Origin of the sequence: Bacteroides sp. MSK.18.37, from assembly GCF_019129155.2 — a bacterium.
GTDB classification, from domain to species: Bacteria; Bacteroidota; Bacteroidia; order Bacteroidales; family Bacteroidaceae; genus Bacteroides; species Bacteroides ovatus.
The window spans coordinates 828,899-853,463 of sequence record NZ_JAHOIB020000001.1 but is presented as its reverse complement, the minus strand read 5'-3'; the positions used below and the strand labels follow the sequence as shown (position 1 = coordinate 853,463).

16 protein-coding genes and 3 pseudogenes are annotated in these 24,565 nt (G+C 48.7%); 16 read left to right on the top strand and 3 right to left on the bottom strand.

What is annotated here, in order from left to right:
- Nucleotides 1–5: 5 nt before the first annotated feature.
- From KSX81_RS03795 to KSX81_RS03785, 3 genes are read left to right on the top strand one after another with little or no spacing between them, the layout of a single operon-like run.
- Nucleotides 6–1,757 (top strand): RagB/SusD family nutrient uptake outer membrane protein, encoded by a 1,752-nt coding sequence (locus KSX81_RS03795; RefSeq protein WP_004301867.1) that lies wholly within the window; start codon nucleotides 6–8, stop codon nucleotides 1,755–1,757.
- A gap of 22 nt (nucleotides 1,758–1,779) precedes the next feature.
- A complete protein-coding gene (locus KSX81_RS03790) occupies nucleotides 1,780–3,048 on the top strand; it encodes a ComEC/Rec2 family competence protein (RefSeq protein ID WP_004304648.1) in 1,269 nt (422 codons plus the stop codon).
- Complete coding sequence (locus KSX81_RS03785; RefSeq protein ID WP_004301869.1) at nucleotides 3,048–5,060, top strand: DUF5689 domain-containing protein; 2,013 nt, start codon at nucleotides 3,048–3,050, stop codon at nucleotides 5,058–5,060. The genes KSX81_RS03790 and KSX81_RS03785 overlap by 1 nt, the downstream gene beginning before the upstream one ends.
- A gap of 137 nt (nucleotides 5,061–5,197) precedes the next feature.
- On the opposite strand, the gene KSX81_RS03780 is transcribed toward KSX81_RS03785, so the two are convergent.
- Complete coding sequence (locus KSX81_RS03780; protein WP_004301870.1) at nucleotides 5,198–5,644, bottom strand: hypothetical protein; 447 nt, start codon at nucleotides 5,642–5,644, stop codon at nucleotides 5,198–5,200.
- A 381-nt stretch (nucleotides 5,645–6,025) separates the two neighbouring features.
- Here KSX81_RS03780 and KSX81_RS03775 point away from each other — a divergent pair, with 381 nt between their 5' ends.
- Together KSX81_RS03775 and KSX81_RS03770 are read left to right on the top strand one after the other, a co-directional pair.
- Nucleotides 6,026–7,261, top strand: a complete 1,236-nt coding sequence (locus KSX81_RS03775; protein WP_004308432.1) for a site-specific integrase — start codon at nucleotides 6,026–6,028, stop codon at nucleotides 7,259–7,261.
- Between the two features lie 12 nt (nucleotides 7,262–7,273).
- A complete protein-coding gene (locus tag KSX81_RS03770; protein WP_217732418.1) occupies nucleotides 7,274–7,636 on the top strand; it encodes a RhuM protein in 363 nt (120 codons plus the stop codon).
- A 78-nt stretch (nucleotides 7,637–7,714) separates the two neighbouring features.
- On the opposite strand, the gene KSX81_RS03765 is transcribed toward KSX81_RS03770, so the two are convergent.
- Entirely contained in the window at nucleotides 7,715–8,020 is a 306-nt protein-coding gene (locus KSX81_RS03765; protein ID WP_032567530.1) for a helix-turn-helix domain-containing protein, read from the bottom strand.
- A 32-nt stretch (nucleotides 8,021–8,052) separates the two neighbouring features.
- Entirely contained in the window at nucleotides 8,053–8,346 is a 294-nt protein-coding gene (locus KSX81_RS03760; protein ID WP_008645702.1) for a helix-turn-helix domain-containing protein, read from the bottom strand.
- A 210-nt stretch (nucleotides 8,347–8,556) separates the two neighbouring features.
- Here KSX81_RS03760 and KSX81_RS03755 point away from each other — a divergent pair, with 210 nt between their 5' ends.
- The 11 genes and pseudogenes from KSX81_RS03755 (at nucleotide 8,557) to KSX81_RS03710 (ending at nucleotide 24,559) form a co-directional block, all read left to right on the top strand.
- Nucleotides 8,557–8,916 carry a helix-turn-helix domain-containing protein gene (locus KSX81_RS03755; RefSeq protein WP_217732419.1) on the top strand — a complete coding sequence of 120 codons (360 nt, stop codon included), beginning with the start codon at nucleotides 8,557–8,559 and terminating at the stop codon, nucleotides 8,914–8,916.
- A gap of 3 nt (nucleotides 8,917–8,919) precedes the next feature.
- Nucleotides 8,920–9,270, top strand: a complete 351-nt coding sequence (locus KSX81_RS03750) for a helix-turn-helix domain-containing protein (protein ID WP_004308425.1) — start codon at nucleotides 8,920–8,922, stop codon at nucleotides 9,268–9,270.
- Between the two features lie 20 nt (nucleotides 9,271–9,290).
- A complete protein-coding gene (locus tag KSX81_RS03745; protein WP_332058274.1) occupies nucleotides 9,291–10,883 on the top strand; it encodes a DUF3945 domain-containing protein in 1,593 nt (530 codons plus the stop codon).
- Nucleotides 10,884–10,937: 54 nt separating this feature from the next.
- Nucleotides 10,938–13,049, top strand: a complete 2,112-nt coding sequence (topB, locus tag KSX81_RS03740) for a DNA topoisomerase III (RefSeq protein WP_332058273.1) — start codon at nucleotides 10,938–10,940, stop codon at nucleotides 13,047–13,049.
- 99 nt (nucleotides 13,050–13,148) lie between these two features.
- On the top strand, nucleotides 13,149–13,670 hold the full coding sequence (locus KSX81_RS03735; protein ID WP_008780591.1) for a DUF1896 domain-containing protein: 522 nt from the start codon (nucleotides 13,149–13,151) through the stop codon (nucleotides 13,668–13,670).
- A pseudogene (locus tag KSX81_RS29090) lies at nucleotides 13,660–14,508 on the top strand (N-6 DNA methylase); the annotation flags it as partial. The gene KSX81_RS03735 and the pseudogene KSX81_RS29090, both read left to right, overlap by 11 nt.
- 699 nt (nucleotides 14,509–15,207) lie before the next feature.
- Nucleotides 15,208–16,866 (top strand): annotated as a pseudogene (locus KSX81_RS29085) (DNA methylase); the annotation flags it as partial.
- 564 nt (nucleotides 16,867–17,430) lie between these two features.
- Nucleotides 17,431–19,233, top strand: a complete 1,803-nt coding sequence (locus KSX81_RS03725) for a reverse transcriptase domain-containing protein (RefSeq protein WP_008646012.1) — start codon at nucleotides 17,431–17,433, stop codon at nucleotides 19,231–19,233.
- 115 nt (nucleotides 19,234–19,348) lie between these two features.
- Nucleotides 19,349–21,775, top strand: a pseudogene (locus KSX81_RS03720) (helicase-related protein); the annotation flags it as partial.
- A gap of 364 nt (nucleotides 21,776–22,139) precedes the next feature.
- Nucleotides 22,140–23,222 (top strand): helix-turn-helix domain-containing protein, encoded by a 1,083-nt coding sequence (locus tag KSX81_RS03715; protein WP_217732869.1) that lies wholly within the window; start codon nucleotides 22,140–22,142, stop codon nucleotides 23,220–23,222.
- A 236-nt stretch (nucleotides 23,223–23,458) separates the two neighbouring features.
- Complete coding sequence (locus KSX81_RS03710; protein WP_217726160.1) at nucleotides 23,459–24,559, top strand: DUF3575 domain-containing protein; 1,101 nt, start codon at nucleotides 23,459–23,461, stop codon at nucleotides 24,557–24,559.
- The last annotated feature ends 6 nt before the right edge of the window (nucleotides 24,560–24,565 follow it).

Sequence of the window (24,565 nt, the reverse complement as noted above, 5' to 3'; positions counted from 1 at the left end):
ATGATATGAGACGAAATATTTTAATCATTATCTCCTTCCTCACCCTTCTGGTGTCATCCGGTTGTACAAATCTGGATGAGAAGTGGTATTCCGAAGTCACTCCGGACACTTATTTCACGTCTAAGGAAACTGTTTATTCTTTCTTGGTACGCTCTTTCACACATTGGCGTTGGTTTCACGGATTCGACCGTGCCATTCTTCAAGAATGTACAACAGATGAGATGTGTGTCACACAAAAAGGAATACATTACAATGATGTCAGATATTCCCAACTGCAGCATCACGACTGGACACCTCTTCACCCCAACAACGAAGAAACCTGGCGTGGGGTAGGCATGGGAGTGGCAATGGCTTTAGCTTGTAAGGAAGACTTATCCGGTGTGGATTATGTATCACTGGGCATGACGGAAGAATTGAAAGCAGATCATCAGATGCAACTTCAGACATTGGTTGCCTATTTTTATCTGCGGGGACTTGATTTCTATGGGGGTATGCCTATTTACCGGCGCTCTACTACCGAGGAAGTTCCACGTTCCACTGCACGCGAAACCTTTAATTATGTGGAAGAACTGTTGCTTGCCGCTATTCCCAAATTAGAGAAAAAAAGAGCAGATATGCTGGAAGAAGGCTATTTACGTCAAGGAACTGCCGCCGCCCTTCTTGCTCAGTTATATTTTAATGCGGAAGTCTACATGGGAGAGAACCGTTTTGCTGAATGTGCGCAGGTCTGCCAGGATCTATTAGATGGCAAATACGGTTATTACGAATTGGAGGAAGACTGGTTCGGTCCTTTCACTTTCGACAATAATAAATCTAAGGAAGTAATGTGGTCTGTTCAGTCGCAATATGCAAAAGGCACTTTGTTTCAATGGCAGTTCGAACGCTATAATCATTATAATGCAAAGAACTATTTTGATCTAAGCGGCTATTCTTCTACTAATGGTATGCATCTTCAGCCGTCTCTTAAACCCAATGGCGATCCCTATACGGATAAGCTTGGGCGACCTTTTGCCAAGTTCAATAATAAAGATCTTCGTAAAAAATTGTACTTGTATAAAGGGAATGGGAAATACGAAGGAATGTTCCTTTATGGAAAATTACAGCGTACATCAAGAAGTGGCACAGAGGTGAAGTGTACGGGACTGTACGAATATCCGGGTGAGGTTCTTGAATTTGTCGATCAGGTGGCACAATTCAAGAAAGTGAAAGACGGAGAATATTCTTCAGTGAATGAGCTTCCCTCCAATATAAGTACCGGGGAAGAGAATTCCGGAATACGTTTGTGCAAACTACCGGTTCCCGACAATATCGACAAAACCATTGCTTTTAATCCGGATTATCCGGTTATTCGTTTTGCTGAAATCTATTATATGCTTGCTGAATGTAAATATAGAAGCGGCTATAAAAAAGAAGCAGCCAATCTTTTCAATGAAGTGCGTAAACGCAATTTCGAGAATAAAGCCGATCCTGATCCGGTGACCGAAACGAATATCGACAAGTACCGGATTCTTGATGAGTGGATGGTCGAGTTTCTGGGTGAACAGCGTCGTCGTACCGATCTTCGTCGTTGGGGGTTGTATACAACAGGTTCCTGGTGGGATCATAAACCTACTAACGACGATCATTATGAGCTTTTTCCTATTCCGGAAAAGTCAATTTCTGTCAGTAATGTCTTGAAGCAAAATCCGGGATACGGAGGCGGCAATGAAATGACTAAAGAAGAAGCCGGTATCTATAGTGTGAAACAAATCGATTAATCAACTATTAAAGAATAATATAATGAATAGCAAGATATTTTTTTTAGGAGCCATCATGTTGCTGCCTACATTCGCAAGTTGCCAACAAGAAAAGCCTTTTCCTGATGATGCAGTAGATAAAGTGTATGAATACCTTCCGGAGTGGCAGGCAGGTTATTTGGATATTCATCAGATTAGTACCGGAAGAGGTAATGCAGCCTATCTTATTTTTCCGGATGGGACTACCATGTTATTGGATGCAGGAGATTTAGGAGTACATTCAGGCACACAGGAAATTATGAAAGCAGTGCCTAATGATTCTAAGCGGCCTGCCGAATGGATTGCTCAATATATAAAACATTTCTCATTGCCATTAAAAAATAACGGAGCACTTGATTATGCCTTGCTCACTCACTTTGATACGGACCATATCGGACAGAATGGAAAACTGGCAATCGAAAAAGTAGGACTGGATTACAAACTTACCGGAATCACTCATGTTGGTAATCTTCTCAATATTTCCACTTTGATAGATCGTGGTTATCCTACTTATGATTATCCGACAGCAGCTAAAGTCTCTGGTGCTCATATCTCAAACTATAAATTATATGTTGCCGCTCGTGACAGGGAAGGTAAAAAGAATGAGGGATTTGTAATAGGAAGCAATAGTCAGATCAAACTCTTGAAAGATCCGGGCTCTTATCCTACATTCGAAGTACGTAATATCGTGGGTAATGGTAAAATTTGGACAGGTAGCGGAACAACAGCCAAAGAGCTTGTGCCTTCTACAGCCTCTTCAAGTGAACAGTTGAACGAAAACCGTTGCAGTTGTGGAATTCGTATCACATACGGTAATTTTGATTATTTCTCCGCAGGAGATATTCTGGGCGTAGAAAAAGCACCGGAATGGTTTGATATAGAAACGCCGGTAGCCAGATTGCTCGGTGAGACGGATGTGGTTGTTGCCAATCATCACGCTTATTCTGATGCTATGTGCGATACCTACATTTCCCAAGTGAAACCACAAGTCTATGTAATTCCCGTATGGGATTACTATCACCCTCAACCGGCAACGTTGAGCCGGATGCTGTCTCAAACTCTTTATCCTGGTGAACGGTCGGTTTTTGCTGCCGGTATGGTAGACAGTAACAGGAGCAGACTGGGTGAAGACGGCTTGAAGATAAAGCCTGCCGGACATGTTGTTACGCGTGTTTATCCGGGTGGAGAGAAGTTTCAGATCTTTGTATTAAATGATCGGAATGAAGCTTATGAGATACTATATAAAACAGGTGAGATTAAATCTAATAATTGATGAACATGAAAATTAAAGATTCAATAGTCTGGACAGCTTTTCTGGCTGTGATGGCAATCATAATGTTTCCGTCATGCTCTGACGAACATGAAGCCGTTATATTGGAAATAACAAATAATGAGATTATTCTTCAGGCGGAAGGTGATCCGGTTCAGGTGGAGGTGAAGTCCAATACCGAGTGGCGAATTGATTTTGTAGAATCAACCTGGTTCTCTACGGATATACGTGGAGCCCAGTCATCAAGAACTTATTTCACTGTGACTTATGATGAGAATATCAGTGATTCCGAACGTTTCTGTGATATTCGTGTGTTTACGAAAGATGGTAAGACTGCGGATGTAATCAAGATAAAACAATTATCCCGTTATCCATTTATTGTTCCTGCCAGTGATAAGATGGAGCTGTTTACTAAAGGAGGTGAATATGAAATGGAAATCTCTACCAATGTGCCCGAAACGGATATCGTTATTACGCCAACGGTGAACTGGGTGCAGGAGTATAGGATAAGTGATGGAAAGCTTTATTTTAATACGGAAACAAATTCGCAATCACCCCGTACAGGAAGTATTGTGTTGAGTTATGACGATCAGTACCAGCGTAAGGTCACGGCTACCATTAATCTCTCGCAAGCATATTCTGAATATGCGAATGCGGAACTTGTCAGTTATCCAACCGTACATGGTTATGCTGTCGGTGGAATTACTAACAATGTATATGTTGAAGGAACCATCGTAGCCAATGGCACTTCGAAGAACTTCCCGAGCAATCGCTATGTCATTCAGAATGAGGCAGGAGAGACAGTTGTGTTTGAGTCCGAATCTTTAATTACGTTTGCACAATTTGCCAAAGTGTCATTGTGTCTGAAAGATGGAATGATAAGAGAAGAATCAGAGGGTAGCTTTACTTATAGACTGATTAGCGGTATCACTGCTGCCCACGTAATCAGCTCGGAACTTTCTACCTTCACAATTCCTGAAAGAACGATTGCTGAACTTACGGATAATATGGTATTTAGTCTTGTGACCCTGAAAGATGTCGAGATTGCATCTCCGGTAGGTGCATTCACTAATTTCAAGACTACTGACCCGGGAGCTGCCGATCGTAAGATTAATAAAAACTATTGGGTAGAAAAGTTCCCTGCATATTACAGATACTATCCGACCTGTATAAGAGATAAAAACGGTTCTAATACATATATGCTTACTGCGTTTGAAGCTCCTTATGCTCACGAAACACTTCCTAAAGGTTCGGGAAGCATAACAGGAATGGTGGCGAAAGTGAAACTTACAAATTTCGACATCTCTGAAAGCCGGTTATGTATTCTTCCGCTTAACAGAGAAGATATTAACATCAGTGATATAAACGAGATCACTTCTGTGCTTGTAGAATGGGATTGTAATGTACCCGATTGGAAAGAAATAGGCTCTTCTACTTTTACGGATTACCATCCTACGGGTGGCGAGGCATCGCAGGCGAATGCTCTTCTTAGCAAAGACGGAAATAAATATTTCCAGCAAACCTATGCAGACTACATTCTGGGATTCCAGGATGATTTCAGAGGAGATGTTAACCTTAACACGACCGATGGATACTATGGTCGTATGCGAGGCGGTGCTTTTAATAGTAAACCGTGGTCTACAAGTTCATATTTCTACGTAGACAAAATATCGACAGTAGGTATTTCTACATCCTTGTCTCTTCAGGTTGAAATGAATGCAAGTTGGGGAGGTGGCCCTGTTGCAGTGGTTGAATATGCTTATTCGATGAATGGTGAATGGATTAAAGTAGATAATTCAGAGTTTACCATTCTGGGACAGTTTGATAGAACGGCTGCAGGTGGACAGACGGAGAAGAACATTCCTGGTTATAAAGTCTATGACTTTAAGTTGCCGGATGCCTTATTGAACCGTGATAATATTTGCATCAGATTGCGACCGGTCAGACTCCCGGCAGGGGTATCCAGCTTCATGCCGCTTAGACTTGCTAATATCTCAATCAAATACAACAAATAATCAATAGGGAATATATATAAAATAATCGGAAGCAATAAAGGACATATCCTGATTGCTTCCGATTATCTTTTTATATGTGGATCTTGAACGATCTCTATTCAAAAAGAACGATATCTTATTTCTCCAACAATTCTTCTTTATTTTTCCAACAAATCCTTTAAGAAGTCGTCCAACTCCTTATCCAACCCTTTCAGCAATTCATCATTCACCAGTATGGTATCGTCGTCAATCAACAGCAATTCTGCTACGGTTTCTTTCTCTTCATCTACCAAAACGAAAGAATAAGGTTTTAGAATAGTCACTTTGTCGAAATCTCCGGCATCCTTCATTCTGCAAAGAATGTTGCGAAGAGAAGGTTCCACGTTTTCAAGGAAATCATCCCCTTCATAAGTAGCCCATTCTTCGATCATGATGTTTGCCAGTTCTTCATCATCATCGTTGTAAATATTAAGTTGTCCCGATGCCTGATCCGGTTGGAGATGGATATCGGTTACAACTGTTTGTTCACAGCTACATACATATTTAGCGACTGCCTTTTGGATAGCCGATTCGATAATAGATAATGATTGTTGGCTCAATTTCATGGGTTCCTTCTTTTTATAAGTTCAAAGGTATAAAAAAAATAAGATTTATGACACAAAGTTACTACAAAAAAGTGAAATGCGGAAGAATATGGTAATGGATTTGATTTACAGGGGTTTCATTTACGCTGCCAATTATTCCGAGAGCCATTACAATCCACGCCGAAGCCAAATCAAGACGGAGCTACGTTACTTGTTCGTAACCACGCCCAATAGGTGACGAAATGGACACGAATAACGAAACAAGGCTTTAAGGATTAGTGAGTTACTGACAACTCACGCAAAAAATCCGGTAACGAAAAAAGATTGCGCCGTTCTTCCGCAATTTGCGTATCAGAGGAGGGCTCTTCACCAACTAATTTTGAACAAAAAAAATTAAGGACGATGAAGAGTACATTTTCAGTTATTTACTACCTCAAACGTCAGGTAGTGAAAAAAGACGGGACGGTTCCCGTCATGGGACGCATCACGGTGGACGGCAGCCAGACGCAATTCAGTTGCAAACTGACCATCGATCCCAAGTTGTGGGACACCAAAGGGGGACGTGTCACGGGCAGAAGCACGGCGGCACTCGAAACGAACCGCATGCTTGACAAGATGCGGGTGCGCATCAACAAGCACTATCAGGAAATCATGGAGCGTGACAATTTCGTCACGGCAGAGAAGGTGAAGAACGCCTTTCTCGGACTGGAACACCGCTATCACACGCTGATGCAGGTGTTCCAGCAACACAACGAGGACTATGCCAAGCAGGTGGAAGCAGGCATGAAAGCCAAAGGCACGCTTTTGAAGTACAAGACCGTTTACAAGCACCTGCAAGAGTTTCTCAACATCCGTTACCACGTGAAGGACATCGCGTTGAAAGAGCTTACCCCCGCTTTCATTTCCGACTTCGAGATGTTTCTGCGCACGGACAAACACTGCTGCACCAATACCGTGTGGCTGTATGTATGCCCACTTCGGACGATGGTGTTTATCGCCATCAACAACGAATGGCTCACACGCGACCCGTTCAGGGAGTATGAAATCAAGAAGGAGGAAACGACACGCAGTTTCCTGACCAAAGACGAAATCCGCCTGCTGATGGAAGGTAAACTGAAGAACGCCAAACAGGAACTATACCGCGACCTCTACCTGTTCTGCGCCTTCACGGGCTTGTCATTCGCCGATATGCGCAATTTGACGGAAGAGAACATCCGCACCTACTTCGATGAACACGAGTGGATAAACATCAACCGCCAGAAGACGGGCGTGGTGTCTAACATCCGCCTGCTTGACATTGCGAAACAAATCATCGACAAATACCGCGGGCTGTGCGAAAACGGCAGGATTTTCCCTGTTCCCCACTACAACACGTGCCTTGCCGGAATCCGTGCCGTCGCCAAGCGTTGCGGCATCACCAAGCATATCACGTGGCATCAGAGCCGCCATACGGCAGCCACGACGGTGTTCCTCTCCAACGGTGTACCCATCGAAACAGTCAGTTCCATGCTGGGACACAAGAGTATAAAGACAACGCAGATATACGCGAAGATAACCAAAGAGAAGCTCAACCAAGACATGGAGAACCTTGCCGCAAGATTGAACCAAATAGAGGAATTTGCAGGATGTACCATCTAAAACAGAGACGCCATGAAACGTGACATAATCATTATAGAGGACAAGACGGTCAGCGTAACCGGTAACGAGGTATGGATGACCGCCGGGGAAATCGCCGAAGAGTTCCATGCCACCGTCCCGGCAGTGAACGCCGCCATCAAAGCCGTCCGCAAGTCGGACGTGCTGAACGACTACGAGGTATGCCGCTACATACAGCTTGAAAACGGCCTGTACGCGGATGTTTACTCGCTTGAAATCATCATTCCAGTAGCCTTCCGGCTGAATACCTACTATACACACGTGTTCCGCATGTGGCTGGTGGAAAAGGCACTCTCAAAGGAAAAGAGGCAGGTATACGTGATGTTCATACAGAACGGGAAAACCGGATATTGCTGAACACGCATACAGATAACGAAAAAGGAAACGGACAACGCCATCGGGTGCCGTCCGTTTCCTTTTTTTCATGCAACCGCCTTATTCCTGCGGCTTGAGGTAATTCGCCTCCAACAGTTCACGCAGTCCCGATTCGGGATAAAGCACCTTACCTGCCAGAAGGATAAAGGGCAGCATCCTGTTGTTGCGATACTCCTGCAAGGTGCGGCGGCTTACCCGGAGCATTTCCGCCACCTCCTTGTCCGTCAGGTAATGTTCCCCGTCCAGTGGCGGACGGTAACTTTCCAAAAATGCGGAGAGCCATTTGGAGCCTTTGAGCATATTCTGTATCGCGGTGGCAACCGGCTCGTCCTCCATTGTGAAAACCTCGTTGTTCTCGTTCATCATAACATCGGATTAAGTGGTTAATAAAAACAGAGTCATTTTCCATCGGGATAGATCGTGCCGATAAGCGGAATCAGCCGCCTGACCTCCTCCGGCCTGTAATAGAACCTGCGGTTTATCTGCGAGTAGCCGATAAGCCGCCTGTCACGCAATGACTGCAACGTGCGCGGGCTGATTCTCAACTGCCCGCAGACCTCCTCGCCCGTGAGCCACCTTTCCAGCCGCCCGCCGTCGCTTTTGCGCCTGAGGGCGGCGACTTTCTCCGAGAGGGCGTTGAATGACGCCAGCATCATCTCGAAGGTCTTTTTCTCGATAGATACGATTTCCATATACCAAAACATTTAATGATTTACCGCAAAGGTAACGCAGTCGCCTTGAATGCGTGCCGTTTTCCGCTATACGGCAGCTTGTTGCGCCGGTTGTCCGGGTTACGGAGTCACTTTCAAAGAAAATCTTACGTGAGTCACGTAATGAGTTGTTAAAGCCCCTTTTGTTTATTGCCGAATTTTGCCGCAGAGAAACAAAAGAAAGGACAAAATATGAAAGTGATAACGATTGAAAGTTCCGCCTTCACCGCCCTGACGGAACAGATAGCCGAGATAGCGGTCTATGTGCGTGCCGTTTCCGGTGAAAGGAATGGAGAGTCTTCCGACATGCTGCTCACCACCCGCGAGGCGGCGCACCTGCTGAACGTGAGTACCCGTACCCTCCAACGTATGCGCAGCGAACAGCGCATCGGCTATATCGTGCTGCGCGGCAAATGCCGCTACCGCCGGTCGGAAATAGACCGCCTGCTCGCAGACTGCACCGTGGCAGAAGATGCAGCGACACTGACGGAACTGAAACGCAACCACACGCTGCGCACGGGCGGCGGCAAACCCAAAGGAAGGAGGACATAAGATATGGAACTGCTTACACGAAACAATTTTGAGGACTGGATGCAGAAGCTGATGGAACGGCTCGACCGTCAGGACGAGCTGCTGCTCTCCCTGCGACCGTCCGGCAAAGCCCCGAACCCGATGGAAAGTATCAGGATGTTCGACAACCAAGACCTCTGCATGCTGCTCCAGATAAGCAAGCGTACCCTGCAGCGCTACCGCAGCATCGGTGCATTGCCGTACAAGACGCTCGGCAAAAAGACCTATTACAGCGAGGAGGACGTACTGACATTCCTCTCCGAACACGTAAAGGATTTCCGCAAGGAAGATATAGCCTTCTACAAGGCGCGTATCCATAATTTCTTTAATAAATAACCCATTAAAACATTTTTCAAATGGCAAAGAAAACAACAGAAAAAGACGTGCTGATAGTCCGCGACGAGAAGACGGGCGAGATCAGTGTGGTAGCCGGGCTTAATGCCGACGGCTCACCCAAGCGTACCCCCGCAAAGGCGGAGAACGCACAGAGTTTCCTGCAATTCGACCGCCACGGCGACGTGCTGGACAACTTCTTCAAAAACTTCTTCCGGCAGTGCAAGGAACCCAGCCGCTTCGGTTTCTACCGTTTCGCGGCAGACCAAGCCGACAAACTGATGGAGGTGATGAAAGATCTGCTGAAAGACCCCGAAGCCAACAAAGAACTGCTTGCGCCCCACAAGGTGGACACTTCCGGCTACGAAAAGCAGGTAAAGGAAGAACAGACCGCCGGGATGCCGGAACAAAAACAGGAAGGACAACCCAAAGAAACCCAAAAACAGGAAGAAATGGAAAAGAAGCAGGAACAGAATCAGGAAAGCCCGCAACAACAGGCGCAGGGAAGACGTGGCTACCAACCCATTGACGAGAGCAAAATCAACTGGCAGGAGCTGGAAGAGAAATGGGGCGTGAAACGTGACGACCTTGAAAAGTCCGGTGATCTGAACAAGATGCTCAACTACGGCAAGTCCGATTTGGTGAAAGTGTCGCCCAAGTTCGGCGGCGAGGCTTTTGAACTGGATGCCCGCCTTTCCTTCAAGAAGGACGGTGAAGGCAATGTCAGCCTCGTGCCGCACTTCATCCGCAAGGAGCAGAAACTCGACGAGTACAAGGAACACAAGTTCTCCGACGAAGACCGTAAGAACCTGCGTGAAACGGGCAATCTCGGCAGGGTCGTGGACATCGTGGACAAGGAAACGGGTGAAATCATCCCCTCGTTCATCAGCATAGACCGCAAGACGAATGAAATCACGGACATTCCTGCAAACAAGGTGCGCATACCGGAGCGCATCGGCAAGACGGAAATCACCAAGCAGGAACAGGATATGCTGCGTGCCGGGCTGCCCGTGCGCGACAAACTTATTGAGCGCAACGACGGCAGGAAATTCGTCACCACTCTTCAAGTGAATGTAGAGCAGCGAGGCGTGGAGTTCGTACCGGGAACCGGCAGGTCGCCACGTGCCGCACAAGCACAGGAAGCCAAGAACAACCCCGCACAGGGACAGGCGCAGGGTACGGAAAATACAGCCAACACGAACAAGGAGCAACGCCGCAACACGTGGACGAACGCCGACGGCAGCATCCGCCCCATCAGCAAATGGAGCGGCGTGGACTTCACCGAGCAGCAGAAAGCCGACTACGTGGCTGGCAAAGCCGTGAAACTGGAGAACGTGACCGACAAGCAGGGCTTCCACGCCACGATGTATATCAAGTTCAACCCGGAGAAGGGTCGTCCTTATCGCTACGACACCAATCCTGACAACGCACAGAAGGTAGCCCCCTCCAACGAAAGCCGCACACAGGTGGCGGTGAACAGCGAGGGCAAGACCAACGAGGCGACCAAGAACCTGAAAGAGCCGTTGCAGAAGGGACAGACCGCTCCGAAAGACGACAAACAGCAAAAGCAGCAGGAGAAGCCTCAGAAGAGAAACAATAAGGGCATGAAGATGTAACATCCCGTGTCCGCCACTAAATCCAAAGTAATAATTCATAAAAAAGTAATTAGCATGAAGACAATCATTGCAGAAAAGCCATCCGTGGCACGTGAAATTGCCCGCATCGTGGGCGCGACAAAAAGAGAGGAAGGGTATTTCGAGGGAGGCGGCTATGCCGTGACATGGGCATTCGGGCACCTCGTCCAGCTTGCCATGCCCGACGGTTACGGCATACGCGGCTTTGTCCGTGACAACCTGCCCGTCATCCCCGACTCCTTCACGCTCATACCCCGTCAGGTAAAGGCTGAGAAGGGCTACAAACCCGACAGCGGCGTAGTGGCACAAATAAAAACCATAACCCGCCTGTTCAATGACAGTGAGCAGATCATCGTGGCGACCGATGCCGGTCGCGAGGGCGAACTTATCTTCCGATACCTCTACCATTACATAGGATGCGCCACCCCTTTCGTGCGCCTCTGGATAAGCTCGCTTACCGACAAGGCCATCCGCGATGGACTGCGCAACCTCGAAGCGGGGAGCAAGTATGACAACCTCTACCTCGCCGCCAAAGCGCGGAGCGAATCCGACTGGCTCGTGGGCATCAATGGCACGCAGGCTCTCTCCATCGCCGCCGGACACGGCACGTATTCCGTCGGGCGGGTGCAGACACCCACGTTGGCGATGGTGTGCGCACGCTATTGGGAGAACCGCCGCTTTACCCCCGAAGCCTTCTGGCAGCTCCATATCGCAACGGACGGCTGCGATGAAGGAACGGTGAAGTTTTCCTCTTCCGAAAAATGGAAAGAGAAAGAGTCCGCGACGGAACTGTATAATAAGGTGAAGTCGGCAGGCACAGCCACCGTCACGAAAGCCGAACGCAAGGAGAAGACGGAGGAAACACCGCTCCTGTACGACCTGACCACGCTCCAGAAGGAAGCCAACGCCAAGCATGGCTTCACGGCGGAACAGACGCTTGAAATCGCGCAGAAGCTCTACGAGAAGAAGCTCATCACCTATCCGCGAACCGGAAGCCGCTACATTCCCGAAGACGTGTTCGCGGAAATCCCCAAGCTGCTTGCCTTCACCGGCAGCCTGCCCGAATGGAAGGGCAAGTTGCAGCCGAAAGCCGTGCCGACACGCCGCAGCCTGGACGGCGGCAAGGTGACAGACCACCATGCCCTGCTCGTCACGGGCGAGAAGCCGCTGTTCCTCTCCAAAGAGGACAGCACCGTCTATCACATGATAGTCGGGCGCATGCTTGAGGCTTTCTCCGAAAAATGCGTCAAGGACACTGCCACCGTCACGGCAGAGTGTGCCGGAGTGGAGTTCGTGGCAAAAGGCAGCATCATCAGGCAGGCCGGATGGCGTGCCGTCTATGGCAAGGAGAATGGAGAAGAGAACAACAGCCAAGAGGAAACCGCCGCCATTCCCTGTTGGCAGGAAGGCGACACGCTGGCACTGAAAGCCGCCTCCATCACGGAGGGAAAGACCAAACCCAAGCCGCAGCATACCGAAGCCACCCTGCTGTCCGCGATGGAAACGGCTGGCAAGGAGATAGAGGACGACGCATTGCGGCAGGCTATGAAGGATTGCGGCATCGGCACGCCCGCCACCCGTGCGTCCATCATCGAAACGCTTTTCAAGCGCGGCTATATGGAACGCTGCAAGAAGTCGCTTGTCCCCACCGAAAAAGGGCTTGCCCTCTACTCGGTCGTGAAGGCGATGCGTATTGCCGATGTCGCCATGACGGGCGAATGGGAAAAGGAATTGGCACGCATCGAGCGTGGGGAACTGCCCGCCGATGACTTCCGCAGGAAGATTGAGGCATATACACGGGAAATTACCTCCGAACTGCTGTCGTGCGACAAGCTGTTCGCCCGCAGGGATTCCGGCTGCAAGTGTCCCAAGTGCGGAGCGGGGACGATGCAGTTTTACGGCAAGGTCGTCCGCTGCGACAACGCGGAGTGCGGTCTGCCCGTGTTCCGCCTGAAAGCAAACCGCACCCTCTCTGATGATGAAATCAAAAACCTGCTCACCGACGGACACACGAAACTGCTCAAAGGATTCAAGAGCAAGCAGGGCAAGAGTTTTGATGCCGTAGTCGCCTTTGACGGGGACTATAACACGGTTTTCGTGTTCCCAGAAAGGAAAAGTAAAGCGACCTCTGCGAAAAGAAGAAAATAAATGTTTAACTTTGCCACTGGTTCAGAGTAATGAATTGTTCTTCGATACCGGATTACACTCATACTTTGGATTTAGTGGTGGCACTCGGAGGGATACCGGGTGCCTTTTTCTTCTCGTTTTCCAACGATTATCCCTATCATCATTATCAATCCACTAAATTCCAAAGAAATGAACAACAAGAAGAAAAACGAGGGTCGGACCGACTTTTCCTATTACGGTCTGTACCTGCTGGACTACCTCACCACGAACAAGTTCGAACAGGCAGCCGATGAAGCCTTCATCCGAGAAAGAACCGACCGTGCCGCCGAAGCGTATGAACGGGCAAGGCTCGAAGGCTATCCTGTCGACGGGGCGCAGGAACTGGCGATGAAGGTGCTGACGGAGGGCCTTCGCTACTCCAGGCACGCCATCCTGCGCGAAGTCGTGGAGAACGAATTTGCGGGTGAAGTGCCGGAAGAAAAATGTGAAGCCTTTACCCAGAAGCTGCTGCCGCTTGTCGGAAACGTATTCTCCATCTATGACCTCTCGGACGACAATTTCGCCCTGTCGCCCGAATATGACCTGCTCTACACGGAGCTGACGGGAGCCGTCATCCTCTATATCGAAGAGTATGGCGTTTAACCGCAAACAGAGGTTGAGGGACAACATCGAGGCGATACGGACGGCATTCCTCCTTGACAGGGAACAGCGCACACCCACCGCACGCGAACGGCTCTTGTTAGAGCGTTATTGCGGGTTCGGGGGACTGAAGAGCATACTCAACCCTGCAAGGGAACTGACGGATGCCGTCCACTGGGCGAAGTCCGACCTCGAACTGTTTGCCCCTACCGTGGAACTGCACAGGTTGCTGCGGGAGAACACAAAAGACGAGACGGAGTACAAACGGTATATGGATGCCATGAAGCAGTCCGTGCTGACCGCCTTCTATACCCCGCCGGAGATAACCGGGACCATCGCGGACGTGCTGCATGAACACGGCATCCGTCCCGACCGGGTGCTGGAGCCGTCGGCAGGTGTCGGTGCATTCGTGGACGCCGTGCTGGAGAACAGACCGGACGCGGACATCATGGCTTTTGAGAAAGACCTGATGACGTGCAAGATACTGAAGCACCTGCATCCCGGACAGAAAGTAAGGGTACAGGGCTTCGAGAAGATAGAAAAGCCGTTCATGAACCATTTTGATTTGGCTGTCTCCAATATACCGTTTGGCGATGTGGCGGTGTTCGACCCGGAATTTTCGGGCAGCAAGGATCCTGCAAGGCACTCGGCGGCACGGACGATACACAATTACTTTTTCCTGAAAAGCCTTGACGCGGTGCGTGAAGGCGGAATCGTGGCGTTCATCACCTCGCAGGGGGTACTGGATGCCCCGACCAACGCGCCCATACGCGAGTATATGATGAACCATGCCAATCTGGTGGGCGTAGCCCGCCTGCCGAACAACCTCTTTACGGATAACGCGGGAACGGAGGTGGGCAGCGACCTGATTATCCTGCAAAAGAACAGCGGAAAGAACGGTGAACTGTATTACAACGAAAAACTCTTCGTGCAGACCGAACAGACCCCTATCGGCACTTCCGTAAATGGGTATGTATGGAGCATCGGCTCGCTTTCACACACGGATTTGATCAGAAGTACCGACCCGTACGGGAAACCAGCCTATAAACTCCTGCACTGTGGGGACATCGCACAACTGGCGGAAGACTTGCGGGAGCATCTGAAAATAGAACTGCAACAACTTGACAGGAAACTGTATGAGAGACACAGGCTGCATCCGATAAAGGAGGAAAGCACGGCTGCGGAAGTGCAACCTGCTCCGAAAACAGAAAAGGTATCACCTTCTGTAATAGCCCCCGTTTCTGTAATTGAGCCTGTCAAGGGAGTGGAGAAGCCGCAAGCACAGCCCATAGAGGAAAAGCCGGAGATTGAGCCGCGCCAACCCAATCATTCGTCAGCCGTGCAGCTTACCCTGCTCGACCTTTGGGGTATGCCCATAGAGGAACCGGTAAAAAAGAAAAAGGCAGCGAAAAAGGAAAGCAAGCCGAAGCCTATGCCGTCCACGCCTAAACCGCAAGTCAAAGTTACTCCACCCGTTGAAGCCGCCAAGCCGATAAACGGTAATAAGGAAGAAAAGCCGGAAAATGCCGAAAAGCCAAACGACCCGGACGACATTTACGCCACTCTGGATTGGGAAACCAATCCTCCCATCAACGGCTTCTATGAGACAATGATGAGCCTGACAGCGGAACGGCGCAAGGCCCTACGGCTTGAGGCAGAACGGCACAGGCAGGAACAACTGAAAAAGATGGGTATCAAAGACACGTTGAACCCTGCTTTTGCGCCTTCTTCGGACAATATGGATAAAAAGCCGGAACAAACGGAAGAAATAAAGCAACCTGAAACACTGGCAGAAGTTGTGCCTACTTCCGAAACGGTTGCCACTTCCCTGTTCCCGGAACTTGAAACGGAAAAGCCGAAGGAGGAAGTCATGGACCTTTCTCCCCGTCCGTTCAACGGCCTGCTGGAGCCACACCACCGTGACGGCTCGATGGTGCTGGATGCTTCACGCAATCTCGGTTACCTGAAAGACCTCACGCCTTACGGTGCGACCTTCCAACCGCTCGACCTCCGTGGCTATCAAAAAGAGAAAGCGATGCTGTATATATCGCTCCGTGACGCTTACGAACGTCTGTATAGCCACGAGAGGGAGAACCATACGGAACACAAACCGCAGCGCGGGTATCTCAACACCTACTACGATGAGTTTGTCATGCGTTACGGTAACCTCAACGCCAGACAGAACGTGAAACTGGTAATGATGGATGCCGGAGGGCGCGACATCCTTTCGCTGGAACGTGCGGAGGACGGCAAGTTTGTCAAGGCGGACATCTTCGACCGTCCCGTTTCCTTCTCGGTGGAGAGCCGTGTCAATGCAGGCTCTCCCGAAGAAGCCTTGTCCGCATCGCTCAACAAGTTCGGCACGGTCAATCTCGGCTATATGCGGGAGATAACCGACACCACGGAAGAGGAACTGCTTGGTGCCCTCAAGGGGCGCATCTTCTACAACCCGCTCGTAACCGGTTACGAAATCAAAGACCGCTTCATCGCGGGGAACGTGATAGAGAAGGCGGAACGCATAGAGGGCTGGATGGAGGACAATCCCGAAAGTGAGCGGATCCCGGAGGTGAAACAGGCGTGGGAGGCATTGAAGGAGGCCGAACCGCAGCGCATCTCCTTTGAAGACCTCGACTTCAATTTCGGGGAACGCTGGATTCCCACGGGCGTGTATGCCGCCTACATGAGCCACCTTTTCGACACGGACGTGAAAATAGCCTACTCCGCAAGCATGGACGAGTTTTCCGTGGCGTGCGGCTACCGCACCATGAAGATCACGGACGAGTTTTTAGTAAAGGGCTATTACCGGAACTATGACGGTATGCACCTGTTGAAGCACGCCCTGCACAACACCTGCCCCGACATGATGAAAAGTATCGGCAAGGACGAGAACGGCAACGACATCAAGGTACGCGACAGCGAGGGCATACAGCTCGCCAACGCGAAGATAGACGAAATCCGTAACGGGTTCTCGGAATGGCTGGAAGAACAGTCGCCGCAGTTCAAGGAACGGCTCACGACGATGTATAACCGCAAGTTCAACTGTTTCGTGCGCCCGAAGTATGACGGCTCGCACCAGACTTTTCCCGACCTCAACCTGAAAGGGCTGGCAAGCCGGGGAATCAAGAGCGTTTACCCGTCGCAGAAGGATTGCGTCTGGATGCTGAAACAGAACGGCGGCGGGATCTGCGACCACGAGGTGCTGCGCCCATAAGGGCATATAGTAAATGTAGGCTTAGCAACCTACCCGGCAAGGGTTTTCAACGCCGGTCATTAGCCAACTTATCCACTTAGCCGAAAGGCGGTGGGGAGTGTCGCATGTTGGAAACGGCATAAGTCAGCTAACTATCATGCTGCTACTGAATGTCTAAATGAAATGATAGATATGAGGATGAAGACTATACTGTTTGAACGACAGTCCGAGTTGTTAGTTGGTAAACCCCGACGGAAGATAGTTACAAACGTCGGGCTGCAATACTTCTACTTTCCTACCTCAAGTACGAGAGCCGAAAACCGATTGCAGAACAGCCGCAATAAGCGGAAAAGGACGAAAATCGCATCCGACAATCTATTGAGCTATGTTACTATATGTCTAAATGGGGATTGTCTAAGTAGGAATGCCGAAAGGCTATGGGGTTTGCCCCCTGAATATCCTATATGACAACAGAGTCTCCGTAGTAGTCCGAGCAAGGGAAAGCCTTGTACATGGCGAAGGGAGACAGTGAGTTATTATTTAATATGTTTAACGAATGATGTGTGAGACATTATGAGAGATTCAGCAAATGTATTAAACAGTCTGGCTGGGCACAGCCAAGACCCTAATTACAAGTTTGAACGGCTTTACCGACTGCTGTTCAATGAAAATCTGTACGCACTTGCCTATCAAAAGTTGTCGCAGAATGCGGGCAACTATACGAAAGGCACAGACGGGCAGACCATAGACGGAATGAGCATAAAGCACATTCACTCTATCATTGGACAGTTGAAAGACGAAAGTTACCGTCCGTGCCCTGCACGGAGAATTTACATTCCCAAAAAGAATGGCAAGCAACGTCCTTTAGGCATACCAGCCTTTAAGGACAAACTTGTACAGGAAGTTGTAAGGATGATTCTTGAATCCATCTACGAAGGTCATTTTGAAGACTGCTCGCATGGATTCAGACCACACCGTGGCTGTCATACGGCTATGGCTTCCTTACAAAAGGGAGGTACGGGAGCACGTTGGTTCATCGAGGGAGACATCAAGGGTTTCTTTGACAACATCAACCATGATGTTTTAATCGGAATCCTTGCTGAAAGAATCAATGACGAGCGTTTCCTGCGACTGATACGTAAATTCCTCAAAGCAGGCTACATGGAACAATGGGAGTACAAAAATTCCTATATCGGAACACCGCAGGGAGGCATAATAAGTCCGATTTTGGCGAATATTTATCTTGACAAACTCGATAAATTTATGCGGAACTACATAAACGTCTTCAATAAAGGTAAAGCACGTGTACGCAACCCCGAATATAAAAGGGTTGCAAATCGTAAGGACAAACGTGTAAAGAAACTGAAGAATGAAACAGACGAGCAGAAGAAAGAAGCATTGCGCAGGGAGATAGCCATTCTCCACCGTGAGATGCAACAACTTCCTGCAACTCTTGACATGGACGAAAACTTCAAACGCATGAGGTATGTACGCTATGCCGATGATTTTCTGATTTGCGTAATCGGAAGTAAAGAGGACTGTGTAAAAGCAAAGGGGGACATTAAGACCTTTCTGCAAGATACGTTGAAACTCGAACTTTCGGATGAAAAGACGTTAATCACCAACTCACACGACGCAGCCAAATTTCTCGGCTTTGATGTTACAGTCCGCAGTACGGACAAGACGAGAAAGGATTTCAGAGGAATCCCCATACGCTCACTTGACCATAAAGTGGTTCTTCTCCTGCCTTATGAGGTTATGAGAAAGAAACTGCTTGACTATAATGCGATGCGCATAATAATCAAGAATGGCAAGGAAGCATGGGAATCGACCTCACGCCCGTATCTCCGTAGTAATGATGACCTTGAAATACTCAACCGATACAATTCGGAAATTCGGGGAATCTATAACTACTACTGTATTGCAAACAATGTCAACATTCTCAATAGTTTCTATTACTACATGAAAGAGAGTATGTATAAAACATTATCATCCAAGTATGAATCAACCGTAAGGAAAATAATCCGTAAATATTGCCGGAATAAAGTCTTTACAGTAAGGTATGAAAACAACAAGGGCGAAATGTTGGAACGTACTATTTATCATGGAGGGTTCAAGCAGAGAAAAGACGCGCGTATTGACAATGCGCATATCATGCCCAGTTATCGCGGGACTGAAAGTACCAGCCTTATGGCTCGGTTGAAAGCCCGTGAATGTGAATATTGCGGAGCGGAGGACAACCTTAGAATGGTGCATGTCCGCAAGCTAAAAGACCTGAAAGGCAAACAGGAGTGGGAACGCTTCATGATTGCCAGACAGAGAAAAACAATAGCAGTATGTGAAAATTGTTATCGTAAGATTCATGAAAAGAAATAGACTGAAAATAACCATGGAGAGCCGTATACATGGAGACGTGTACGTACGGTTCGGTGGCGAGCGTTTAGAAACCTACCGTCCGAAAGGACGGCAAGGCGCTTTGCGCTTAGCCTGTGGAACCGGCAAGACGCTGATAATGTGCATAGCGGCACATGAGATGAAGCGTCTGAACTTGGCGCACAAGCCGATGATTATCGGGCTGAAAGCGAATGTGGCGGAGATTGCCGCCACCTATCAGGCGGCATATCCCAATGCGAGGATTCTCTACGCTTCTGAAAAGGATTTCTCGACCGCCAACCGCGTGCGTTTTTTCAACAACATCAAAAATAACGATTACGATTGCGTCATCATGTCGCACGACCAGTTCGGCAAGATACCGCAGTCACCGGAGTTGCAGCAGCGCATCCTGCAGGCGGAGCTTGACACGGTGGAGGAAAACCTCGAAGTCTTGCGGCAGCAGGGCAAGAACGTGTCGCGGGCGATGCTGAAAGGGCTGGAGAAGCGCAAGCATAACCTTGTGGCGAAGCTGGAGAAGGTGGAACACGCTATCAAGTCCCGCACGGATGATGTGGTGGACTTCAAGCAGATGGGCATCGACCACATCTTCATTGACGAGAGTCACCAGTTCAAGAACTTGACTTTCAACACCCGTCATGACCGTGTGGCGGGATTGGGAAACTCGGAAGGAAGCCAGAAGGCCCTGAATATGCTCTTTGCCATCCGTACCATACAGGAACGCACGGGCAAGGACTTGGGGGCTACGTTCCTTTCGGGCACGACCATTTCCAACAGTCTGACGGAACTGTACCTGCTCTTCAAATACCTGCGCCCCAACGAACTGGAACGGCAGGACATCCGCTGTTTCGATGCTTGGGCTGCCATCTTCGCCAAAAAGACGACCGATTTTGAGTTCAACGTAACGAACAATATCGTTCAGAAGGAGCGTTTTCGCTATTTCATCAAGGTGCCGGAGCTTGCCGCCTTCTACAACGAGATTACCGACTACCGCACGGCGGAGGATGTAGGTGTGGACAGACCAAACAAGAATGAGAGACTGCACCACATACCGCCCACACCGGAGCAGGAGGACTTCATACAGAAGCTGATGCAGTTTGCCAAAACCGGCGATGCCACTCTGCTTGGCAGGTTACCCCTGTCGGAAACGGAGGAAAAGGCGAAGATGCTCATCGCCACCGACTATGCGAGAAAGATGGCTCTTGATATGCGCATGATAGACCCGAACTACGAGGACCATCCCGACAACAAGGCAAGCCATTGTGCCAAGATGATTGCAGAGTATTACCACAAGTACGAGGCGCACAAGGGTACGCAGTTCGTGTTCTCCGACTTGGGGACATATCAGCCGGGGGAAGGATGGAACGTGTACAGCGAGATAAAACGCAAGTTGGTGGAGGATTACGGCATACCGGCAAGTGAGGTGCGCTTCATTCAGGAGTGTAAGACGGATAAGGCTCGTAAGGCGGTGATAGATGCCATGAACGCCGGGACGGTGCGCGTGCTGTTCGGCTCCACAAGTATGCTCGGAACGGGCGTGAATGCGCAGAAAAGATGTGTCGCCATCCATCACCTTGATACACCGTGGCGACCGTCCGACCTGCAACAGCGTGACGGACGGGGTGTTAGAGCCGGGAACGAGATTGCCAAGCATTTTGCCGAGAATAACGTGGATGTCATCATCTACGCGGTGGAAAAGTCGCTGGACAGCTACAAGTTCAATCTGCTGCACTGCAAGCAGACGTTCATATCGCAGCTCAAAAGTGGAGCGATGGGCGCACGTACCATCGACGAGGGAGCAATGGACGAAAAATCGGGTATGAACTTCTCGGAGTATATGGCGTTGCTCTCCGGCAATACCGACCTTTTGGATAAGGCGAAATTAGAGAAGCGTATCGCCTCGCTCGAAGGGGAACGCAAGTCGTTCAACAAGGGCAAGCGCGATTCGGAGTTCAAGCTGGAATCCAAGACGGGAGAACTGCGCAACAACACGGCTTTCATCGAAGCCATGACGGAAGACTGGAACCGTTTTCTTTCCGTTGTGCAGACTGATAGGGAAGGCAGTCGTCTTAATCTTGTCAAGGTGGACGGCGTGGATTCAACGGATGAGAAGGTCATCGGTAAGCGTTTGCAGGAAATCGCCAAGAACGCCATGACTGGTGGACTGTACAAGGCTGTCGGGGAACTTTACGGCTTTCCGATAAAGGTGGTCAGCGAGAGGACACTCAAAGAAGGTCTGGAGTTCACCGACAACCGCTTCGTGGTGGAGGGCAACTACAAGTACACCTACAACAACGGGCATCTGGCGATGGCAGACCCGATTGCTGCCGCACGAAACTTTCTGAACGCATTGGAGAGGATTCCGACCATCATCGACCAGTACAAGTCTAAGAACGAAGTGCTGGAAAAGGAGATTCCGCAGTTGCAGGAGATAGCGGGCAAGGTGTGGAAGAAGGAGGACGAGCTGAAACAGCTGAAGTCCGAACTCGCCGCACTGGACCGCAAGATACAGCTTGAGCTGGCTCCGGCTCAGGAAAACACGGAAGAGAACCGGCAAGGCAACGAGAAAAAACAGACGGAACAACAGCCGGAAAGCCCGCACGTGGACTTTGTACGCAGTCATTTAATTATAGGGAGACCCGGTTTATCGGAATCCAAAGGTGTAAAACTTTAATATCGAAGTCTTGACAGAAAAAGCCAGTGGTTGAATTTTTCACCACTGGCTTTAATTCTAATAATTTTTCAATCTAATATGACCGAATCTATAACGTTAAATCATAGATTATGTGTCTATTTGTGAAGAAAAAGACGTATTTTTGTATCAAAATCAAATAAGCATAACAATGGAACCATCTATATACCGTTTTTCACTTTGTGCCGCACTGCCGTTGATGTTATTCTTCGGCTTTTATTTTTTGTTTGCAAAGACTCCTGAAAAGAAAATTTTCAAGAATTATCTCCGCTCCCGACAGATTATGGGTATAGCTATGCTGCTGCTTTCGGCAAATTATTCGGTACATTTCTTCTTTGGTATCCGATTCAAAAATGCGGATTCTTCCATATTGATGAACATGTCCACATACTTCCTGTGCTATTCTCTGTTCAGTTCGGCATTGATAATGTTGCTTGATCGTTTTTACATTACCAAACGGCGTGTGTGGACACATATCATTTTATGGATTATATTCTCAACTCTTTCCGGAGTTGTGGTGTTCCTGGTGCCAAGCGGAATCATACAAAAAATCTCTTTATTTGCTTTAGCTGTCTGGTTAGTTGTTTTTGGAGTCGTTTTAGCTCGCAGAGTCATAGTTGCATATCGTAGAGCCATTCGGATTTTCAATGAAACTCAGGCGGATGATATAGGCGCATATATCGAATGGCTTTCCATATTCACTTATTGGGCTGTTATCTTCGGTGTCGGATGCGGATTGCTGACATTTCTGCCAGACAAATATGTTTTTATCTGGATTTTGTCGTCAATACCGTTCTACAGCTATCTTTTCTACAGCTATCAGAACTACCTGCTGTTCTATGAACAGGTGGAAAATGCTTTTGAGCAAGATATACAATCTGAAGAAGAACTTCTGACAAATTCGGGAACTGAACCCGAAATGGTTTCAGAAGAGGAAATTCCAGTGTCCTATACAGGAATTATAGAGAAGGTGGACAACTGGATAAAGACAGACGGCTATGTCCAGCAGGGACTTACCATAAAAGAACTGTCCGAAATACTTCATACGAACCGTACCTATCTTTCCGCTTATATCAAGACTACGTATAAAATGACATTCCGCGAATGGATAACCGGTCTCCGGTTGGAGTATGCGAAAAACATACTGAAGGAACATCCGGAAATCAATATACAGAAGCTGGCTGAGTCTTCCGGTTTTCTTTCCCGCAGTAACTTTATCAAATCATTTACAGAGAAGGAAGGATGTACGCCTGGCAAGTGGAAAAAAGCAAATCTGGAATAATTTGTGTGGTAAAAAGCCGATGAAAAAGGTCTCAGAAGCCCATTTTCAAAAAGTGCTCAAGCGACAAAAAAGTGCTAATTCGACAAAAAAAGTGCTCAAACGACAATTTGAAAAGTGCTCAAACGACAATTTTTATAAAACGCTGTATTTCAACAGAAAAAGTTTTTGTAATATTTTGGGCGCTGAATGGCATTTATTACCTTTGGAGAAGACAAAGATAATAAATTCAAGTTTATATGAGCAGAAAAATCACTTTTCTCACCCTGTTTCTGTGGCTGATGACGGTAACTTTTCCTGTCATTGCGCAGCAGAAAGCAGACACGACCTACACCTTCCGGTTCGTTCCGCAGAAGGACATGTTCTACGTGCCTTGGAATGGCAATGACACGGAACTTGCCCGTCTGTTGGAATGTATCGAAAACAACAAAGCAACAATTCTTGACGGCAAACTGCCGCTACTGGTTGACGGCTACTGTAATTCACTGGGCAGTGAAGCCGAGAACCTTGCCACGGCGAAGATCCGTGCCAATCGAGTAAAATCCGAACTAATTACACGCGCGAAAATCAAGGAAGAAAACTTCATTACCCACAATCATGCGACAGGGGGTGATTTTGTAATCGTGTGCCTAACGGTACCCACAAAGGAAACGGCCGCGATGGATGCGGAAGCAGAAGCACGACGCAAGGCGGAAGCCGAACGTCTGGTAGCCGAGAAGCGTGCCGAGCAGGAACGGCTTGCCGAAGAGCAGCGTAAAGCGGAAGAAGCCCGACTTGCCGCTGAAAAGGCAGAAGCCGAGAAAACCGCTCAACAAAATACACTTGCCGACACGCCGTCGGAAACCAAAATCACAACTGATTATCATCTCTCCCTGCGTGCCAACCTGCTGCGCTGGGCTACCTTGACACCAGATTTAGGACTTGAATGGCGCATCTGCCCATCGTGGGGCATTGCCGTAAACGGCTCGTGGACTTCTTGGAGCTGGAGTGGCAAAGACCGCCGCTATGCACTCTGGGAAGTGGCTCCGGAAGTACGTTACTATATGGGTGAGAAGAAAGCCTGGTATCTGGGTGCGATGTTCAAGACCGGACAGTTCAACTACAAGCTTTCTGAAACAGGCAAGCAGGGCGACCTGATGGGTGGCGGCATCACCGCCGGCTATCAGCTGCGGCTGAACAAGGTACTGGCTCTTGATTTCAACCTCGGTTTGGGCTACCTGAATGCCGATTTCGAAAAATATGAAGTCATCGACGATGTACGTGTACGCCGCGGCAACGAGACAAAAGATTGGTGTGGTCCCATCAATGCCGGTGTGACATTGGTATGGAAGTTATTCTAACACGGA

Excerpts from the sequence above, each read along its gene's own strand:
- KSX81_RS03790 (WP_004304648.1), top strand. The coding sequence starts at position 1,780 with ATGAATAGCAAGATATTTTTTTTAGGAGCCATCATGTTGCTGCCTACA.
- KSX81_RS03755 (WP_217732419.1), top strand. The coding sequence starts at position 8,557 with ATGAAAGTGATAACGATTGAAAGTTCCGCCTTCACCGCCCTGACGGAA.
- KSX81_RS03710 (WP_217726160.1), top strand. The coding sequence starts at position 23,459 with ATGAGCAGAAAAATCACTTTTCTCACCCTGTTTCTGTGGCTGATGACG.
- KSX81_RS03760 (WP_008645702.1), bottom strand. The coding sequence starts at position 8,346 with ATGGAAATCGTATCTATCGAGAAAAAGACCTTCGAGATGATGCTGGCG.
- KSX81_RS03765 (WP_032567530.1), bottom strand. The coding sequence starts at position 8,020 with ATGATGAACGAGAACAACGAGGTTTTCACAATGGAGGACGAGCCGGTT.
- KSX81_RS03715 (WP_217732869.1), top strand. The coding sequence starts at position 22,140 with ATGTTATTCTTCGGCTTTTATTTTTTGTTTGCAAAGACTCCTGAAAAG.
- KSX81_RS03745 (WP_332058274.1), top strand. The coding sequence starts at position 9,291 with ATGGCAAAGAAAACAACAGAAAAAGACGTGCTGATAGTCCGCGACGAG.
- KSX81_RS03795 (WP_004301867.1), top strand. The coding sequence starts at position 6 with ATGAGACGAAATATTTTAATCATTATCTCCTTCCTCACCCTTCTGGTG.
- KSX81_RS03750 (WP_004308425.1), top strand. The coding sequence starts at position 8,920 with ATGGAACTGCTTACACGAAACAATTTTGAGGACTGGATGCAGAAGCTG.
- topB (WP_332058273.1), top strand. The coding sequence starts at position 10,938 with ATGAAGACAATCATTGCAGAAAAGCCATCCGTGGCACGTGAAATTGCC.
- KSX81_RS03780 (WP_004301870.1), bottom strand. The coding sequence starts at position 5,644 with ATGAAATTGAGCCAACAATCATTATCTATTATCGAATCGGCTATCCAA.
- KSX81_RS03775 (WP_004308432.1), top strand. The coding sequence starts at position 6,026 with ATGAAGAGTACATTTTCAGTTATTTACTACCTCAAACGTCAGGTAGTG.
- KSX81_RS03725 (WP_008646012.1), top strand. The coding sequence starts at position 17,431 with ATGAGAGATTCAGCAAATGTATTAAACAGTCTGGCTGGGCACAGCCAA.
- KSX81_RS03785 (WP_004301869.1), top strand. The coding sequence starts at position 3,048 with ATGAACATGAAAATTAAAGATTCAATAGTCTGGACAGCTTTTCTGGCT.
- KSX81_RS03770 (WP_217732418.1), top strand. The coding sequence starts at position 7,274 with ATGAAACGTGACATAATCATTATAGAGGACAAGACGGTCAGCGTAACC.